At 35.6% G+C, this 18,753-nt stretch carries 20 protein-coding genes; 10 read left to right on the top strand and 10 right to left on the bottom strand.

The window, feature by feature from the left end; all coding sequences use genetic code 11:
• Nucleotides 1-3: 3 nt before the first annotated feature.
• Both E0Y80_RS04525 and E0Y80_RS04530 read right to left on the bottom strand, forming a co-directional pair.
• Entirely contained in the window at nucleotides 4-1,350 is a 1,347-nt protein-coding gene (locus E0Y80_RS04525) for a deoxyguanosinetriphosphate triphosphohydrolase (protein WP_156306215.1), read from the bottom strand.
• Between the two features lie 49 nt (nucleotides 1,351-1,399).
• A complete protein-coding gene (locus E0Y80_RS04530) occupies nucleotides 1,400-1,870 on the bottom strand; it encodes a hypothetical protein (RefSeq protein WP_156306216.1) in 471 nt (156 codons plus the stop codon).
• 107 nt (nucleotides 1,871-1,977) lie between these two features.
• Between E0Y80_RS04530 and E0Y80_RS04535 the strand changes: the two genes are divergently transcribed.
• Complete coding sequence (locus E0Y80_RS04535; protein ID WP_156306217.1) at nucleotides 1,978-3,045, top strand: aldose epimerase family protein; 1,068 nt, start codon at nucleotides 1,978-1,980, stop codon at nucleotides 3,043-3,045.
• 125 nt (nucleotides 3,046-3,170) lie between these two features.
• Here the strand turns inward: E0Y80_RS04535 and argH are convergent, their stop codons facing one another.
• Nucleotides 3,171-4,502 (bottom strand): argininosuccinate lyase, encoded by a 1,332-nt coding sequence (argH, locus tag E0Y80_RS04540; protein ID WP_156306218.1) that lies wholly within the window; start codon nucleotides 4,500-4,502, stop codon nucleotides 3,171-3,173.
• Between the two features lie 737 nt (nucleotides 4,503-5,239).
• Between argH and rbfA the strand changes: the two genes are divergently transcribed.
• The 4 genes from rbfA to E0Y80_RS04560 are packed head-to-tail and all read left to right on the top strand — an operon-like array spanning nucleotide 5,240 to nucleotide 7,988.
• Nucleotides 5,240-5,611: a 30S ribosome-binding factor RbfA gene (rbfA, locus tag E0Y80_RS04545; protein WP_156306587.1), complete on the top strand. Its 372-nt coding sequence runs from the start codon at nucleotides 5,240-5,242 to the stop codon at nucleotides 5,609-5,611.
• Between the two features lie 16 nt (nucleotides 5,612-5,627).
• Nucleotides 5,628-6,296, top strand: a complete 669-nt coding sequence (gene aat / locus E0Y80_RS04550; RefSeq protein WP_156306219.1) for a leucyl/phenylalanyl-tRNA--protein transferase — start codon at nucleotides 5,628-5,630, stop codon at nucleotides 6,294-6,296.
• Nucleotides 6,274-7,353, top strand: a complete 1,080-nt coding sequence (locus E0Y80_RS04555; protein ID WP_156306220.1) for an aminotransferase class V-fold PLP-dependent enzyme — start codon at nucleotides 6,274-6,276, stop codon at nucleotides 7,351-7,353. The genes aat and E0Y80_RS04555 overlap by 23 nt, the downstream gene beginning before the upstream one ends.
• Complete coding sequence (locus E0Y80_RS04560) at nucleotides 7,350-7,988, top strand: hypothetical protein (protein WP_156306221.1); 639 nt, start codon at nucleotides 7,350-7,352, stop codon at nucleotides 7,986-7,988. The genes E0Y80_RS04555 and E0Y80_RS04560 overlap by 4 nt, the downstream gene beginning before the upstream one ends.
• Nucleotides 7,989-8,098: 110 nt before the next feature.
• Here the strand turns inward: E0Y80_RS04560 and E0Y80_RS04565 are convergent, their stop codons facing one another.
• Nucleotides 8,099-8,515, bottom strand: a complete 417-nt coding sequence (locus tag E0Y80_RS04565; protein WP_156306222.1) for a hypothetical protein — start codon at nucleotides 8,513-8,515, stop codon at nucleotides 8,099-8,101.
• A gap of 332 nt (nucleotides 8,516-8,847) precedes the next feature.
• Here E0Y80_RS04565 and hemA point away from each other — a divergent pair, with 332 nt between their 5' ends.
• The 5 genes from hemA (at nucleotide 8,848) to E0Y80_RS04590 (ending at nucleotide 15,032) form a co-directional block, all read left to right on the top strand.
• On the top strand, nucleotides 8,848-10,089 hold the full coding sequence (hemA, locus tag E0Y80_RS04570; RefSeq protein WP_156306223.1) for a glutamyl-tRNA reductase: 1,242 nt from the start codon (nucleotides 8,848-8,850) through the stop codon (nucleotides 10,087-10,089).
• A 104-nt stretch (nucleotides 10,090-10,193) separates the two neighbouring features.
• Entirely contained in the window at nucleotides 10,194-11,780 is a 1,587-nt protein-coding gene (hemC, locus tag E0Y80_RS04575; protein ID WP_156306224.1) for a hydroxymethylbilane synthase, read from the top strand.
• A gap of 60 nt (nucleotides 11,781-11,840) precedes the next feature.
• Nucleotides 11,841-12,812 (top strand): porphobilinogen synthase, encoded by a 972-nt coding sequence (hemB, locus tag E0Y80_RS04580; protein ID WP_156306225.1) that lies wholly within the window; start codon nucleotides 11,841-11,843, stop codon nucleotides 12,810-12,812.
• 71 nt (nucleotides 12,813-12,883) lie between these two features.
• The gene (gene asnS, locus E0Y80_RS04585; RefSeq protein ID WP_156306226.1) at nucleotides 12,884-14,329 is read left to right on the top strand and encodes an asparagine--tRNA ligase; all 1,446 of its coding nucleotides are present in this window, start codon (nucleotides 12,884-12,886) and stop codon (nucleotides 14,327-14,329) included.
• A gap of 82 nt (nucleotides 14,330-14,411) precedes the next feature.
• On the top strand, nucleotides 14,412-15,032 hold the full coding sequence (locus tag E0Y80_RS04590) for an L-threonylcarbamoyladenylate synthase (protein WP_156306227.1): 621 nt from the start codon (nucleotides 14,412-14,414) through the stop codon (nucleotides 15,030-15,032).
• On the opposite strand, the gene E0Y80_RS04595 is transcribed toward E0Y80_RS04590, so the two are convergent.
• The 6 genes from E0Y80_RS04595 to E0Y80_RS04620 are packed head-to-tail and all read right to left on the bottom strand — an operon-like array spanning nucleotide 15,027 to nucleotide 18,751.
• Nucleotides 15,027-15,467 carry an SRPBCC domain-containing protein gene (locus E0Y80_RS04595; protein WP_156306228.1) on the bottom strand — a complete coding sequence of 147 codons (441 nt, stop codon included), beginning with the start codon at nucleotides 15,465-15,467 and terminating at the stop codon, nucleotides 15,027-15,029. The two genes, E0Y80_RS04590 and E0Y80_RS04595, sit on opposite strands and share 6 nt — an antisense overlap.
• Nucleotides 15,468-15,511: 44 nt before the next feature.
• Nucleotides 15,512-16,078 carry a Crp/Fnr family transcriptional regulator gene (locus E0Y80_RS04600; RefSeq protein ID WP_156306229.1) on the bottom strand — a complete coding sequence of 189 codons (567 nt, stop codon included), beginning with the start codon at nucleotides 16,076-16,078 and terminating at the stop codon, nucleotides 15,512-15,514.
• Nucleotides 16,068-16,979 carry an EamA family transporter gene (locus E0Y80_RS04605; RefSeq protein WP_156306230.1) on the bottom strand — a complete coding sequence of 304 codons (912 nt, stop codon included), beginning with the start codon at nucleotides 16,977-16,979 and terminating at the stop codon, nucleotides 16,068-16,070. Before E0Y80_RS04605 ends, E0Y80_RS04600 begins: the two co-directional genes overlap by 11 nt.
• 23 nt (nucleotides 16,980-17,002) lie before the next feature.
• The gene (locus E0Y80_RS04610) at nucleotides 17,003-17,317 is read right to left on the bottom strand and encodes a DciA family protein (protein WP_156306231.1); all 315 of its coding nucleotides are present in this window, start codon (nucleotides 17,315-17,317) and stop codon (nucleotides 17,003-17,005) included.
• On the bottom strand, nucleotides 17,301-18,413 hold the full coding sequence (recF, locus tag E0Y80_RS04615) for a DNA replication/repair protein RecF (RefSeq protein WP_156306232.1): 1,113 nt from the start codon (nucleotides 18,411-18,413) through the stop codon (nucleotides 17,301-17,303). The genes E0Y80_RS04610 and recF overlap by 17 nt, the downstream gene beginning before the upstream one ends.
• Before the next feature lie 35 nt (nucleotides 18,414-18,448).
• The gene (locus tag E0Y80_RS04620; RefSeq protein WP_156306233.1) at nucleotides 18,449-18,751 is read right to left on the bottom strand and encodes a DUF4834 family protein; all 303 of its coding nucleotides are present in this window, start codon (nucleotides 18,749-18,751) and stop codon (nucleotides 18,449-18,451) included.
• Between the last annotated feature and the right edge of the window lie 2 nt (nucleotides 18,752-18,753).

Consider the following 18,753-nt stretch of genomic DNA (forward strand, 5'->3'; position numbering starts at 1 on the left):
TTATTACTCTAAGGATGCAATAGATATCCCTTGTATTTTCCGATAAAGGTCGACCGCATAAACATCTGTCATTCCGGAAACATAGTCAAGAACCGCCCTGATTTTTGAATAGGTATCCTTATTATCAGTATGGAACTGTTCTGGAATCATGGCCACCAATTTTTTATCGAACATAGATTTGTTTGATTTCAAATAGGCTGGAACAAACTCCTCTAACAAGGCATTCATGACTTTAAATCCTGCGATTTCGATTTGAACTACCGTTGGTGCGTTATAAATCTTTTCAACTGAAATCTTGGAAATTACATTCATCTGACCGACAATATCAGGATCTAGAGCATCCATTAAAGGCTTATCGAATGTACCTTCCAAAAATGCATCTTGATTTTTGACAAAAACTTCAGCACATGCCCATATCAATGTATTAATTGCTTTTGCTCTTAATAATGAAACTCGACTCGCTGTATCAGCAAGAGCATCCAAACGAGCTCTAAGATCTTCACCTGCACATAAAGGCAACAACAATTCCTCGACTTTTTCATAGCTTAGGATCTTAAGATGGTGAGCATCCTCCAAATCGATAATATTATAACAGATATCATCAGCGGCTTCAACCAAATAAACTAAGGGATGCCTCAAATAACCTTTTGGATTTGAAGGGTCCTTTTGAAGTCCCAACTCGGATGCAATCTTTTCAAAATCCTCCTTCTCTGAATCAAAATAACCATATTTCTTTCTGTGGTGTGAACCTTTGACATGTCCATCCATTGCTGAGCAGGGATATTTAACAATGGCTGCTAAACTTGTATAAGTCAATGCAAATCCCTTAGGATCTTTGCCATTAAAGGCATGAGTTAAAATCCTTAATGCATTGGCATTTCCTTCGAAATGAGTTAGGTCTTCCCATTGCTCCTTACTAACCATCTCCTGATATTTCTGACCCTTTCCTTCAGTAAAGAAGCTTGAAATGGCAGCCTCCCCTGAATGACCAAATGCCGGATTTCCTAAATCATGGGACAAACAAGCTGCGGAAACGATATTTCCTACCTCTTGGAGGTATGGAGCCTCGACATCGATGTTTGGATTCTCCTTTTTTAGCATATTATAGAATAATCTTCCTAAAGATCTTCCTACAGAAGCTACCTCTAAACTATGTGTTAATCTATTGTGGACAAATACTGCTCCTGGTAATGGAAATACCTGAGTTTTATTTTGAAGCCGACGAAAAGGTGATGAAAAAATTAAACGATCGTAATCTCGTTGAAACTCTGAGCGTGCATCAAATTGTTCATTGTTAGAACGGCTCTCATAGCCCCATCTTTTTGCCGATAACAGTTGCTTCCAGTTCATGTATTGTCTTGGATTTTGAATGGCAAATATACGTTTAAAAAATCGGAGCTTAATTCTCTGAATTGGATTTTCGATAAATCAATCCCACTATTAAATTTATTACATAAAGGAATTGTAGTAGAATCATAATAATAAAGGTTCCTGTATAGAATTTTTCTATCCGTTCAAATCTTTCCATTTCTTTAGGATCAGGAATATTCTTTGATAGGCTATCTTCTAAATTCCCAAAATAGACTCGTTCTACAAATCCATAAGTCCAAATATTGATGATCAGACATAGGAAACAGATTAAATGCATTACACTCCAGGTTTTGGAGTAAAGATATTGATCTGTAAAATGGTAAAGGCCTGCAAAGATCAACCCTAAAAGGCCTAAAAATTTAAAAAGTGAAATAGAAGATACAACATAATATGTAAAGGAATAACTTAAGGTAATGGCAGAATCTTTTGCTGGAACAAAAAAGGCAAAAGCAATAACAAGAATACCGGCGACTAGGAAAAGCAAAGAAATCTTGACCATAAAGATTGATTTTGAACAAATTAATAAAATATCATCGATTATTAAAATGATTCTACTTGGGAACAAATACCTTTATTGTTATCTTTAACAGAAGCAAATGATATCCAATGACAACTTATAAACTTCCTCTCCCTAAAGACTTTGAAGGTAAATACAAAAATAAAAACACTCACCTTATTACGCTTACGAATAGGGCCGGAATGCAAATTGCATTGACCGACTTTGGAGCTAGGTTAGTGAGTGCCCTTGTCCCTGACAGGAATGGAGACTTGATTGATGTTGTATTAGGATTCGACAGTATCCAAGGCTATTTAAATGCTAAGGAACATTATCATGGCGCTACAATCGGACGATTCTGCAACCGTATTGCCAATGGGAAATTCAGCATCGACGGAAATGAATATTCCCTTCCACAAAATAATGGCAGCAATTGTTTACATGGTGGCAACGAAGGTTTTCACAACAAAGTATGGGACAGACAGGTCAGCTTTAACAAACTTGTCGACTTTTACTATGTTTCTCCCGATGGTGAAGAAGGTTTTCCTGGAGAGCTTAAAACAACAGTTTCTTATGAGCTCACTAATTTTAATGAAATCATCATCAAGTTTAGAGCAACAAGCAATGCCCCAACGGTTGTTAATTTCACTAATCATGCATATTTCAACCTCAACGGCGAAGGCAATGGTGATGTTCTCAACCATGAGGTTACAATTTTATCCAATGAATTTCTACCTCTGAATGAAGATCAAATTCCAACTGGAGAGATTTTCCTAGTAGAAGGTACTGCTTTTGACTTCCGTCAACCCAAAACCTTGGCAGAAGACATTAACAGTCAAGAAGAACAAATTAAAATTGCTCAAGGATATGACCACAGTTATGTTAATAACCAACCCATCAGTGAACCAATTGCTACGGCATATTCGAAGGAATCTGGAATTGAACTTCAGGTTTTCACGACTGAACCGGGCATTCATCTTTATACTGGAAATTTTCTGAGTGATGATGTTGGAAAATCAGGAAAAAAATATCTGCGGTTTGGAGGTCTATGTTTCGAAGCTCAACACTTCCCTGACAGTCCAAATCAAGATATTTTCCCAAGTGTTAGACTCAATCCGGGAGAAGTTTTCGAAAGTGAAATCAAGTTTAAATTTAACATCCGCAAACCTGGAAATTAAAGAATGTAGCTCGTTTTCATTTTCTTTGAAAACCAATCAATCTTTTATAATTAAAAAAGCCGTATTCAAAGAAAATTGAATACGGCTTTTTTAAGATTTACTCACTTGTTTATATCTTCTCCCCTCTATCCCAGCAATTCATCTAAAGCCTTATCGACTTTTTCGAAGCCAAATTCAGCTTTAACTTCGCTGAACATTCGTTGGATTTGATCATTGCATAAGTTTCCAATACTACCTTCATGGGTATGATTAACCTCTTTAGCAGGTTTAAATTTACCTTCTTCAATATCCAATCCAATTTTCCTGTATGCTTCGCGGAAAGGAACACCACTCAGTACTTCATTATTCACTACTTCTACCGAGAATAAGTAATCATATTTGGGATCATCAAGGATATTTTCCTTGATTGAAATATTTTCGAGCATATATTTTGCTATTGATAAACAGTCATTCAAAGATTGAAATGCAGGGAATAAGTTTTCTTTCAACAACTGTAAATCTCTATGATAGCCAACCGGAAGGTTTGTAGTCATGAGGGCAATCTCGTTTGGTAATGCTTGAATCTTATTACAACGAGAGCGAATCAATTCAAATACATCAGGATTCTTTTTGTGGGGCATTATTGATGATCCGGTTGTCAGATGGGCTGGAAAAGAAATAAATCCAAAATTCTGATTGATAAATAATGTTACATCCATGGCAAATTTTGCTAAAGTAGCAGCAATAGAGCTCATGGCTTGAGCTAGGATTCGCTCCGTTTTACCTCTCCCCATTTGGGCGTAGACAACATTATAATTCAAATCTTCAAATCCCAACAATTTGGTAGTCAGAGTACGGTTCAATGGAAATGAAGATCCATATCCAGCTGCTGATCCCAATGGATTCTTATTACAAACATTCCATGCAGCCTTTAATAACTGTAGGTCATCAACTAAACTTTCTGCATAAGCGGCAAACCATAATCCAAAAGATGAGGGCATCGCAATCTGTAAATGCGTGTAACCAGGCATCAAAATGTTTTTATGTTGATTACTTAAAGAGATTAGCTCATTGAACAGCTCTTCGGTATTATTGAAGATGCTTTCAATTTCAGATCTAAAATATAATTTAAGATCAACTAGAACCTGATCGTTTCTAGATCTACCGGAGTGTATTTTCTTTCCGGCATCGCCGATTCTCTCAGTCAACATCATCTCTACCTGAGAATGCACGTCTTCAACACTATCCTGAATACGAAAATCTCCGGCTAAAATTTCTTTATAGATATTCTTGAGTTCCTTTTGAACATCTAATAGATCCTGATCAGTCATTAGTCCAATACTATTCAACATTTTTGTATGTGCCAGAGAACCTAACACATCGGCTGCTGCCAAGTTCATATCCATTTCACGATCCTGTCCAACAGTAAATGTTTCAACGAAAGAATCTACATCTATATTTTTTTGCCAAATTTTCATCTTAAAAATCTTGTTGAACAAAAGTACCAATATCTAAGGAAAATTCAAGTTCAATGTTAACTATACCTTAAGAACATGAATTTTATTCAGTTCTGCCAAAATTATTTTTAGTGAAGATCAATAAATAATCAAATTAATTAGGTGAATTATGGGAAAAATAAAATGAAAATATAGGTTAATAACTAATCTATTCTGAGTAATAATAAATGTTAAAATTTGTTAAAGCTTTTCCGTTTTAGCAATGGCTTAAACACTTAAAAATCACATTATTCTATTACTTACAAGTGATAAATATATGTGTGGTAAAATGGAAGAAAAGTTAAACACAACCGTGTGCATTCCTATTTTGTCAATTAAGTAACCACTTACTTTTTTTTAAAAAACCTCTTGTGGGGTCGTAATTAAACCTCTATGTTTGTGATGTAAAGGGGAATGAAAAAAAATTAAAAGTGAGTTTGTACTCACAGCTAATAACCGACTACAAATTACTAAACATGATAGACCGAAAAGTCTTAAAACTTTGAAAGAATTATTCTATCCAATTATAAACTAATTTTGATTAAAGACTTGTCACCATGCCCACGACAAGTCTTTTTTTTATTTTGTGAATTTCATTTAGCACGGAAGGTAGAGGTGATCTGAGGAGAAATGTAACGGTATTAAATGCTTGAAAAAAGAAAAGCCTTATATTTGTAATACAGAAAGGTAATTTAGCTTTTCTGCATATGGATAATAAAATGGGAACAGAAAGTAAAAGACAACAACGATTTGCTGGAGTAATACAACAAGACCTTGCGGAAATGTTTCAGCGTGAAGGAAACTCTTGGGCTCCTGGTGCTTTTATTACCGTTACCAAAGTTCGAGTAACACCTGATTTAGCAATTGCAAGGGTTTATTTAAGCTTCCTGAATACTAAAACTGCAAAATCGGATTTAGATAATATTAAATCTAAGTCCAATGAAATCCGCTATAAATTAGGAACCCGAATTAAAAATCAAGCTCGTATTGTACCTCAATTGGAATTCTTCCTTGATGATACCAATGAATATGTTGAGCATATGGACAAAATATTTGAAGAAATCAGCAAGGAACCTAGGCAACCAGAATAAGTTTCAATAGATTCCTATGGTTTATTTATTAGACGAAAAGGAATTGGTTTTTCCACATCCATCACATGCTGACGAGGATGGACTGTTAGCAGTTGGTGGAGACTTGTCTATTGACAGATTAATGCTAGCTTATGAAAACGGGATATTTCCTTGGTACAATGAAGATAGTCCAATCTTATGGTACGCCCCATTAGAAAGGTTTGTATTGAGTCCTTCAAAATTGAAAGTTTCCAAGAGCCTTAAGCAGATATTAAGAACTAGCAAGTACAATGTTACTTATGATCGAAATTTTCCTGAAGTCATTAGAAGTTGTGCTGTTATTCCTAGAAAGAACCAAGATGGAACTTGGATTGTTGAGGATATGCAGGAAGCTTATATAGAACTTCATCGAGCAGGCTACGCTCACAGCATTGAGGTATGGGAGAATAATTTGTTGGTAGGCGGACTATATGGAGTTCAAGTTGGAAAAGTTTTTTGTGGGGAAAGCATGTTTTCGAAGGTTTCCAATGCTTCTAAAATAGCATTAGTTTTTTTAGCAAAGAATTTTGGATTAGAGCTTATTGACTGTCAGATACCATCGGAACATTTGACTAAATTAGGGGCTGTAACAATACCTCAAAAAGATTATTTATTAATTCTGAAAAACCAAGAAACAAGACCCTATGAATTTCAAAGAATATTTTAACCTTCCTGAGACTGTTGTTTACTTAAATACTCCTGGAAATGGCCTAATTCCTAAAGAATCTTTAGCATGGCGAAAAAAATGGGAAGAAGATTTTTTTGAAATCAATGGTTTATTACGGGATAAACAACCTGAATTTATTCAAACTGTAAAATCAACGGTTTCAGATTTTTTCGGGGCAAAAACAGAAAATACGTTTCTCACGCCGAACTTCTCTTTTGCCTATGCGACTTTAATTGATCTCTTACCTGATAACTTTACATATTTGGTACTTGAGGATGAATACCCTTCATTACAATATCCAATAGTTAACCGGAAACTTAAGCATTTTACGGTTCCCGTAACAGCGGATGTTGAAACAGAAATACAAACTGCTGTCAAAAAATATAATCCCGATGTGCTTATTTTAAGTATAGTCCAATACATTTCTGGATTAATGATAGACCTTAATTTCATTAAGAAGTTGAAAGCTAATCACCCCAGTCTTTTGATTATTGCCGACGGGACTCAGTTTTTGGGCACATCAGTTTTTAATTTTGAAGAATCGGGAATAGATGCATTGGGTTCTTCGGGGTATAAGTGGCTCTTATCTGGGTTTGGTAACGGCTTTATGTTATTAAATGATGATTTGCGCATAAAATTAGAGGATTTAAATGCTGGAATCCCACTACCGACTGTAGCTATGTGGAAGCATAAGAGTATCTTGGATACATTTTTTGAACCCGGGCATCAAGATACCTTAAGCCATGGAACATTACAGCAGAGTCTGAAGTTCTTGAAAAGTCAAGGAATGGAGCAAATTCAGCAGCATATTAAATCAGTTAGTGAAGAGGCATACAAATTATTATTAGAACGAGAACTAGTTTTACCATTTATAAGGGATCGCCAAGTGCGATCAAATTTGATCAATGTACAAATTGACCCATCCCTTTATCCTAATTTGATGAACAGTGGCATTAAATGCTTTCCAAGAGGTACAGGGATTAGAATTGGAATACACCTTTACAATGACATAAGGGATATTCACAACTTTATTAATATCATAGAAAGTTTACGATGAAATATAAAATAGGAGATTTAGTAAGATTTGTGGATGAACCCATTGAGGGACATATCACAGCATTTTTAAGCAATGGATTGGTTGGGGTAACTGATGACACTGGATTTGAGATTCCTGTCATGCAGGATAAGATTACCTTAGTTCATGGGAATATGAGAATGGAGGAAGACGAAGAGCCAACAACAGTAGTTCATTCAGGAAAATTCCTTGAAAAGGGTATTTACCTAGCTCTAACCGGGGAACAAAAGGACGGCTTGGTTAAATTCTTTATTGTGAATGAAACATCCTTTGAATTGATGGTTTATGTATCAGAATCTCTAGGCAATAAGAGAACCGGGATATTTGCTAACATTGTTCCAGCAAGAGAATACAACCAAATCTATACTGGGAATTTTTCTGCCATCAACAAATGGCCTACTCTGGAATTTCAAATCTTAAGGACTTCAAGGAAACAGCACAATACCCTACCTCCACTTGAAAAAACAATTAAGGTTAAACCTCTGGACCTAATTAATTCGAAAGAAAGTCCTGAGGTATTGCCTGAAAAAGCATGGTTATTCGAATTAGACAAGATTGAAGAAAACATTGGTTTGGATAAGCTGAAACAACATTTTATATCGCATAGGCCGAAATAAGTAAAATTTCAAAATTTTGGAATTGACAACATTAAGTCATAATCTTGAAAAAGCCGTAATTTGCTCTATACAAATTTCGGCTTTTTGCTCTCTCATTTAGAAAGTGTATTTTACATATTAACTTTTTCTTCGACAACTTTTCTTCTCTTACCTACCGATAACAATATAAGGATAGCTCCCAGTAATAATACCCCCCAACCCCATTTAATGTCCAATGTTTTTGACAATAGGCCATCTAGAAATTTTAATCCTATGTAATTGTTTATTTGGAAATAAACGAGGATAAAAGAAAGAATTATCCAAGTGATTAATGTAAGAGCTGAAATCCGGAAGGCATTGAGCTTACGCATAAAAAACAACAACACACACAATCCCAAAAGGCCATTTGTAATCATAAACAATGCTGTATCTACTTGATAAAGATTCCAGTTTGCTTTTAATGGTACTTTTAAAAAAGGGCAAAAAATTGCGGAAAAGAATACCACAAAAAATCCAATTAATGCCAATGGTTTGTTTAAGTTTCTCATGTTTAAAAATATAGTCAAATATGAGGAAATCGGGATGAAATACAAAAGGGAAAGCTTGGTTTTAGAGATTAAAAGATAGATTTAACGTCATAATTGGAGAAATTATGCATCTATAAACAGTAATTTGCGTCATTTATTGCTGACCCAAGAAATGATTGTCATCACAATAATCAGCGGAACACGTTCGTAAGGCGCTCATTATCTTGTTTTTAACATTATTTTAACACTATTTATAATCGTTCTAAATTCGTTCTATTGACACATTTTTGACAATATCAACGCTGTTTTACTCTACATTTGCAATACAAAATTATCGGAGAAATAATAAGGCTTTGAAGAATTTAAAAGTAATAGCGTTTACCCACAAACATGTTGATCTAAAGGATTTGGGGAATCTGGTCATATGCAATGAAGAGTTGGATAGTCGCCTTATTAACCTTAAAAACAGTTTAGATATTCCAGAGATATTCTACATCGGAACATGTAACCGTGTGGAATTTGTATTTTATGGGGGTCATGAATTAAACGATGATTTTGTAGTTCAGTTTTTAGATAGCATGAATTTCTGTGTTCCAGCAGAGCGTATGCAATGCTATTTAGGTCAGGTTAACAGATATTCAGGTCTTGATGCTTTAAACCATTTATTCCGCACTTCATGCTCTATGGAGAGTTTAGTTGTTGGGGAGAAAGAAATCTTAGCACAAATCCGTAGGGCATACGACCGTTGTAAAGCGGCTGGTTTTACTGGTGATTTTTTAAGATTGATGATGGATCGATTAGTCAAAACCGCGAAAGAAGTTTATACCTATACCAATATTTCCCGCAACCCAATTTCTGTAGTTTCTTTAGCCTACCGCAAATTGCGTGAAGTAAAATTAAAGGAAAACCCAAGAATCCTTGTTATTGGTTCTGGAGAGACCAATCAAAATTTAGCAAAATACCTGAAGAAGCATAAATACAGTAATTTTACAATTTTCAATAGAACCGTTGCGAATGCACAGACATTAGCTGAGGAGTTACAAGCACCGGTTTATCCATTAAGTGAGTTAAAAAATTACAAAAAGGGATTTGATGTTATGATTACCTGTACAGGGGCACCTGAAGCTATCATCCACGAAGACCTATATGAATCTTTATTGAATGGAGAGGACGACAAGAAAGTAATTGTCGACTTAGCAATTCCAAATGATATTGATGCTTCAGTCATTGCAAAACATCCAATTTCCTATATCGAAGTAAGCAGTTTACAGCAAATCGCTGAAAAAAACATCCAAGAGCGTTATGCAGAGTTGGAAAATGCGGAAAAGATTATTGAACAGAACATTAAGGAATTCCTTCCAATATTGAAACAACGTCGAGTTGAGGTTGCAATGAAAGAAGTTCCTGAGAAGATCAAGGAGATCAAAGCAATGGCCTTATCAGAGGTTTTTGCGAATGAAGTAGAGCAATTGGATCCGCAAGCACGAGAAGTGTTAAATAAGGTCATAAACTATATGGAGAAGAAGTATATCAAAGTTCCAATGGTTATGGCGAAAGAGATCTTGGTAAAATCTGCCGAATCAGAAAGCAATTAATATTAAATTTTCTTAAAATATTTCGATTCTGAATTTAAACTTCAGAATTAAGAGGCTATTTGCGTAAATTTGCCACCGGAATATTCATTTGTAAATCTTTGAACGTGAACAGAAAACTAATTATCGGTACTCGAGGCAGTGAATTAGCATTATGGCAAGCTAATTTTGTTAAGGATCGATTAGCCGAGATATCCATAGAAGCCGAATTAAAGATCATTAAAACTCAAGGGGACATTGTCCAGCACTTACGTTTGGATAAGCTTGAGGGCAAAGGATTCTTTACAAAAGAATTGGAGGAAGAACTATTATCAGGGCAAATTGACCTAGCTGTTCATTCACACAAGGATTTACCGACTGTTAATCCACCGGGGTTAATTATAGCCGCAGTATCTGATCGTGAAGATCCATCAGAACTACTGATTATTCACAAAGATTGCGTAGATATTTCAAAGCGACTTTCCTTAAAGCATAATGCCAGTGTAGGTACATCTTCCAATAGAAGGAAGGCTCAATTGTTATCATTACGTCCTGATTTAGAATTTGAGGATCTTCGTGGAAATCTTCAAACGCGTGTTCAGAAATTACGCGATGAAAAATATGATGCTATCGTATTGGCGAAAGCAGGAATTTCAAGAATCAATATGGAACTATCAGATTTCCATTTAGAAGAAATTCCAGCAGTTGAGGTTATCCCTGCCCCTGCCCAAGGTGTTCTTGCTATCCAAATCCGAGAGTCTGACAAGGAGCTGTTTGATCTATTGCAACCTATCAATGATCGGGAGGTCGCCGAAACGATATCTGTTGAGCGTAAGGTTTTGAATCTTTTCGATGCTGGCTGTCATGCTCCACTTGGAAGTTACTGTCGTAAAAAGGATGGCATTTTTCAATCGTGGACTTCGATAGCGGATACGAATGAAGATTTTCCGGATCGTGTTTATTTAGAATCAAACACGGTAGATGGAATGGCAGAAAAAATATTTGCGAAGTACCAAAAGGACAGAAAATTACCATCATCCGTATTTATTACGCGAGATTTAGATGAAAACTCATATTTAGCACGATTTTTAAAAAAACACAATATTCAAGTTGATGCGAGATCTTTGATCCGTATTTTTCCGACCATCAATAAATTGGATTCATTTATATTAAAGCGTGCAGATTGGATTTTCTTTAATTCTAAGAATGCAATAGAGCATTTCTTTAAATTGGAGCCATGGATTTTGAAAAAGACCAAGATTGGGGTTTTGGGGAGAGGTTCTGAAGAGACGCTTCGCAAGTTCAATAGGGTCGCTGATTTTTCGGGAGATAATTTAGGGATTGACACGGAAGGCATTGCTAAAGAATTTGCAAAATTAGTTGATGGACAAACGGTTTTAATTCCTCGTGCGGAAGGTTCGCTTCAAACCATTCAAAAAGCATTGACTGAAAACACTAAGGTTATTGACATGCCAATCTATGAAACGGTAATTGAAGAAGAAGTAGACAAAACAAATGCTGAGGTGATGATTTTCACGAGTCCAAGTAATGTTGATGCGTATTTCCGTGAAAATTTAGCTGATCCTGACCAAAAGATAATCTGTATTGGTCATTCGACAGCCAAATCTATTGCAGCATTAGGTTTAAAATATACCCTTCCATATACTCCAGATGAAATTGGATTAGCCGAAGCGGTATTTGGATTAGACTATTAATAATAACATTTGGCGAAGGGGGAATTTTCCCCCTTTGCTTATACATAAAAATTTAAAATCATGTTACACCGTCCTAGAAGAAACAGGAAATCAGCAGTTATTCGCGATATGATTCAGGAGAATCATTTATTTGCTTCGAATTTGATATTTCCATTGTTTATTGTAGATGGAGAAAACCAAAAAGTTGAAGTATCCTCCATGCCTGGTATTTACCGTTATTCAATTGACAATTTACTTCGTGAAGTAGAGAGTTGTATGAATTTAGGGTTAAATGCATTTGATTTATTTCCTGCTGTCGAGGAGTCATTAAAGGACAAATATGCGACTGAGAGTTATAAAAAAGGGACTTTATATTTAAGAGCTATTGAGGCTGTTAAGAAGAATTTTCCTGAAGCATGTGTAGTTACAGATGTTGCGATGGATCCATATAGTTCAGATGGTCATGATGGGATTGTTGAGAATGGTGAAATCTTAAATGATGAAACCTTGGAAGTTTTAGGAAAGATGGCCTTAGCTCATGCTGAAAGTGGTGCTGATATCATAGCACCATCCGATATGATGGATGGACGAATTGGATATTTACGTACTGTTCTTGATGAGAATGGGTTCAGCAATGTTTCATTAATGTCATATACAGCGAAATATGCATCGGCATTTTATGGGCCATTTCGGGATGCTTTAGGTTCAGCGCCTAAAAAAGGAGATAAAAAAACATATCAAATGAATCCTGCCAATAGTAAAGAGGCATTAATTGAGGCACAATTAGATTCACAAGAAGGAGCGGATTTCCTGATGGTAAAACCGGGCCTACCCTATTTGGATGTGATTCGGTTATTAGCGGACAATTTCGACTTACCGATTGCCGCCTATAATGTATCGGGTGAATATGCTATGCTAAAAGCGGCGATTTCAAATGGCTGGTTAAGTGAGCAAGTTATACTAGAGACCTTGATGAGCTTTAAAAGAGCTGGAGCAACCTCTATATTAACATATCATGCTAAAGAAGTTATTGAAAAAGGCTGGGTAAAATAGTCCAAAAGTCAATTATTTGGCTATTTTTGTAAGCCTAATTGGCGACCATTACATATTATTTTCTAGAACAAATGGAACATACACGTATTAAAGAATTATTAAAATCTGAGGATTTCGGAAAAGAGGTTATTGTTAAAGGATGGGTTCGTACCTTTCGTAACAATCAATTTGTAGCTATCAACGACGGGTCTTCAATCAATAATATTCAAGCGGTAATTGATTTTGAAAATACAGCAGATGATATCTTAAAAAGAATTACTACGGGAGCTGCTATTCGTGTAAAGGGTAATTTAGTAGAATCATTAGGGAAAGGTCAAAAGGTAGAGATCAAGGCGACTGAAGTTTCAATAATAGGCGATTCAGATCCAGAGAAATTCCCATTACAACCAAAGAAGCATAGTTTGGAATTCCTACGTGAAATTGCACATTTGCGTTTTCGTACAGGAACATTCAATGCTATTTTTAAAGTTCGAAATGCTTTGGCATTTGCTGTGAACAAATTTTTTCAAGAACGTGATTTTGTTTACATGCATACACCAATTATCACGGGTTCGGATGCTGAAGGAGCTGGAGAGATGTTTCGTGTTACCACGATCGATCTGAACAATGTACCAAGGACTGAAAATGGGGATATAGATTTCAAGGAAGATTTCTTTGGGAAATCAACCAATTTAACAGTTTCTGGTCAATTAGAAGGTGAATTGGCGGCATTGGCATTTGGGAATATTTATACATTTGGTCCGACCTTTAGGGCTGAAAACTCAAACACGACGCGTCACTTAGCGGAATTCTGGATGATCGAACCAGAAATGGCTTTTTATGAATTAGAGGACAACATGGATTTGGCGGAGGATTTATTGAAATATGTGATTCGTTACGCACTTGAACATTGTCCTGAAGAGATAGAATTCTTAAGAAACCGTTTATTAGAGGAAGAGAAATCAAAGCCACAGGCAGAACGTTCAGATTTAGATTTAGTACAAAAATTAAATTTCGTTATTGAGAATGATTTCGAACGTGTTACCTATACGGAAGCTATCGACATCTTGACGAAAAGCAAGCCAAATCAAAAGAAACAATTCAAGTATTTGATTGAAGGTTGGGGAGCTGATTTACAATCGGAGCATGAGCGTTATTTAGTAGAAAAGCACTTTAAAAAGCCTGTTATCCTGACAGATTACCCAAGGGAAATAAAATCATTTTATATGAAACAAAATCCTGTGGATTCTGAGGGGAGACAAACTGTACGAGCAATGGACATCCTTTTCCCAGGGATTGGTGAGATGGTAGGAGGCTCACAGCGAGAAGAAAACCTAGAAAAATTGGTTACAAGAATGGGAGAAGTGGGTATCCCTGCTGAGGAGATGGAATGGTTCCTAGATACGCGCAGATTTGGTTCAGTACCGCACTCTGGATTCGGGGTAGGATTTGAACGATTAGTTTTGTTTACGACCGGGATGACCAATATTCGTGATGTGATTCCTTTTCCAAGGACACCAAATAACGCAGAATTTTAATCATAAAAAACACATAAAAGAACCGTCAAAACAAACATTATTTTGGCGGTTTTTGTTTACATAACAAATAATATCGATTCACATGCTATTAAAGATATATGAAGACAATCCAAATCCTAAAGCGATCGAAGAGGCTGTAGCGATTTTAAAAAAAGGTGGAGTAATCATTTACCCTACGGACACTGTTTATGGCATGGGCTGTGATATCACGAACCAGAAAGCAATAGAGCGGGTTTATGCTTTACGAGGATTAAAGCCAGACAAGACTAATCTTTCCTTTATTTGTTACGACCTAACGGACATATCCCAATACACAAAACCGTTTGACACCACAGTATTTCGGGTTTTAAAGAAGGCACTTCCGGGACCATTTACATTTATATTCAACGCAAGTTCTCAAGTTCCTAAACTATTGAGTTCTAAAAAGAAAACTGTTGGTATCCGTGTTCCAAACAATAATATTGTTCGGGACATTGTCAAAGAATTGGGCAATCCGATTGTTACGACTTCCATTCATGATGAAGATGAAATCATCGAATATTCAACTGATCCGGAATTGATTTATGAAAAATATCAAGACAAGGTGGATTTAGTGATTGATGGTGGATATGGAGATAACGTTGCCTCTACAGTTGTTGATATAACTTCTGGAGAATTTGAGGTAATTCGTGAAGGCAAAGGAGATCTAGACCAATATTTATAGTCTAGACTCTACCCTCTCCTTAATCGCTTCGTTAAAAAGATCAAATCCATTTTTTGTATTTCCGTGAATCATTTTTTTAAATAAAGGAACCAATATTCCGGAGAATAATTCACCTTGGATTAATCTGGTTTGGTTGTCTGAAATCCTTTGAAGGATAAAATAATGCTCTCCATCAAATATTCCATTCATAAGCAATCTATCCTTCCATCTCAATTCTTCATTTACATCAATTTTTAAAAAGACAGGGTTCATTTTCATACTTGTCCCTCCAGGTTGTTTTAGGAGTACTTTAGTACGCTGACCAACTATTGGTGTACCAAAAAATTCAGAAATTGTTGGGCTCCAACTTGGATATGAGTTGAAATTAGACAATACCTTCCAAACAGCTTCTGCAGGGGCATTGATTGTAATTTGAGATTCTATTTGTTCTTTCATAAACCAAAGATAGGTTAGAGAACATCAGAAGCTCTTGACATTTGTCAAGAAGATAATTTATTACGGATTCTACTTAAGGTTTCAGGACTCATACCTAATACAGATGCAATATATTGTAAGGGGACCTGATTAAAGAGCTTTTTGTTCGTTTCAAAATATTTAATATATCTCTCTTCTGCAGTAAGTGCTATAAAGTCAAAAACGCGATGTTCAACCTGCATAAAACATTTGGCTATAAAGCGTTTTTCCAATACATTCCAATTAGGGATCTGTTCCTGAATTTTTAAGTATTCGGATTTTTGGAGTGTCCAAATCTTTGCATCCGTCAATGCTTCTATTCCCCAATTAGAAGGGAAATTAAAGAAAAAGGAAGCCAGATCGGTGATAAAATAACCGTCGGAACCAATCCATTGTGTTACTTCCTTTGATTCAGTCAATTTAAAAATCCTAAAGATACCGGATTCGATAAAACTTAATCTATTGCATGTTTTGCCTTCTTCCAGAAAAGATTGATTCTTTTCTAAATGTTCCGGAATAAATCTGGAAATAATAAGATCTGCTTGATCGTCCGATACTTCAAATAATTGAAACAGCTGTTCCTTAAACTTCATTAGGTTCGGGTTTTAAGACCGATTGCCGTTTTCTTTCATAGATATATGCGATATTAAAGATAATAACAGCAATTAAAATCATAGAGAAAGCTGCAACCTGAGTTAGTGTAATTGCCTCTTTAAAATATAAGACTGCCAAAAAGAAGCTAATGATAGGATTAATATACAAAAGAATCCCCACAACTGAGGAATCCAAACCTTTAAGTGCATAAATATTCAGAAACAATGGTATGATGGTGTAACCAATGGCAATGATAAGAACATAAGAATAGAATTCCGTCGATTTAGGGATAGAGGCATCTACTACAGAAAGTATTGGCAACAACAAAATTGTACTGACTAATATGTGAATAGTTAGAGTAAAGAATTTATCGATTTTAAAGTTATTTTTTTGAAGAACTAAATATCCTGCATATGAAAGTGCTATGATAAAACTATAAAATAGATCTAGGAAATGGCCATAGGCTAAAATAATACAGCTTACCACACTGAGGCCAACTGCAAACCATTGTCCTTTGTTTAGGTGTTCTTTTAGGAAAATGCTAGCAAGTACAGTTGTTAAAATTGGACAGATCATATATGCAAGTGAGGTGGCATTAACACTCACCGCATTCATCACATAAATAAATAGGAACCAATTCATTCCTAATAATATGGCACTGGCGATTACATTGACAATAAGTTTTAATCTTTCATTTCTACTGGTGGATTTAATAAATCGAATGCTTTCTAAAGTCTGTTTTCTTCGAAATATAAAACAAGCTAACAAGATACATACTGATGCAAATAGGACTCGATGGATTAAAATGTCTAGGGCTCCGAACCCACTGAGAGGTTTTAACACAAGGGCAAATGTTCCCCATATAATAAATCCCATCAGTGCGGATAGGTAATATTTCATAAATTAGAATAAGAATAAAAGAACTACAGAATCACAAACTCCTCTATGACCACTTTTCCAACGTATTCATTTACACGTCCAATAATTTGTCTTCGCATCATTGCCAGTTCATTTTTAATGACTGCGGATTCGACTCGGACAAAAAGCTTCTTATCTCTAATATAAATTTGTTGGGTTCGGTTGGCAATTGCAGGTCCAATAAGTTCTGGCCAAGCGGTGACGATTGAAGTTTCATCAAACTTACGTCTAAGTCTATAAACTTCTAATAATTTATCAACTGCCTGTTTGATGGTTACATCATCACTTCTTCTAAATGCATCATCATTGTACTTCGCCATTAACTAGACCTCCTTGTATGTCAAAGATACGAATTGGCTTTCCGATTTCTTGAAATATTTTCCTAATTCTAGCTGAGTCGGTATCGGTAAGAAATATTTGTCCAAACTCATCTTCAGAGACTAATTGCATTAACTTACGAGTTCTTTGATCATCTAATTTATCAAAGATATCATCGAGTAATAGTAGAGGTTTAAATTGCTTTCTATTTTTCAGAAATGCATATTGAGCTAACTTCAAAGCAATAAGGAAGGATTTTTGTTGGCCTTGGGAGCCGAATTTCTTGAGTTGCATTCCTTCGTGTATACTGAATTGCAAATCATCTTTGTGAATCCCTACGGTTGTTCGTTCCAAGGCTCTGTCCTTATCCAAGCTCTTGTTTAATAGGTCTAAGAAATCTTGGTTCTGCAATTGAGATTCATAGACTAAATCAACCTGTTCGACATCATCTGACAGAAACTGATAGTAGCGTCGGAATTCGGGTAAAAATTCATCCATAAATTTCTGCCTTCTTATAAATATCTTTTCACCGGCATCTACCAATTGAAGGTTCAAGACTTCCAATAAACCGATATCAAAAACCCCAGTTTCCCGAATATTTTTCAATACGGTATTACGATGCAAGAGCAGTCTATTATAAGAAATTAAAATATCTAGGTATTGATTGTCCGTTTGGGAAATAACATTGTCAACAAACTTCCTACGTTCTTCACTCCCGTCCATGATGATAAAGCTATCATTTGGGGAAATCATAACGAGGGGAAATTGTCCGATGTGATCTGCCAATCTTCCGTATTCTTTCTTGTTTTTTTTAAATTGTTTTTTTTGATTTTTTTTAATGCTACAGGATACTGCATCAAGATTGAGGTCTTTGTCAAATTGTCCTTGAACCATAAACCAATCTTCACCTTTTTTTATGTGCTGGGAATCAATTGGATTGAAATAAGACTTACAAAGAGATAAGTAATGTATTGCATCTAAGAGATTCGTTTTTCCGGAACCATTTTGCCCTGTAAAGGCATTCGTTTGGGGTAAAAACTCTAAAGAAGAATCAGTATAGTTCTTAAAATTTAAGACGGATAGATGTTTGAGCCACATAGCAACACAAAGATAAACTTTTTAGGTTCTATGTCCTATTTTACTTCTTCGAAGTCAATAAATTCACCTGCTGTTTCAGTTCCTTTTCTTTGTTTTTCTTGTTTTGGGGGCATGTATTCAACACGAACTTTACCGTCAGGACGTTGTTGTTGCTTGAATTGAGAAAAAGGGTCATTATACTGCTGTTGGTTGGGACCTCCATTAGCATATTGACCTTGAGCGCCGTTCATTATTTTCTCGGCCACTTTTTTCATAAAGAATGGCATAAGTAAACGTATACCTATTTTAAATAGATAATAAAAAATAACTGCTGATATTAAGATATAAATAAATGTCATTT

The sequence above is a fragment of the Sphingobacterium endophyticum genome (assembly GCF_009733535.1).
GTDB lineage: Bacteria > Bacteroidota > Bacteroidia > Sphingobacteriales > Sphingobacteriaceae > Sphingobacterium > Sphingobacterium endophyticum.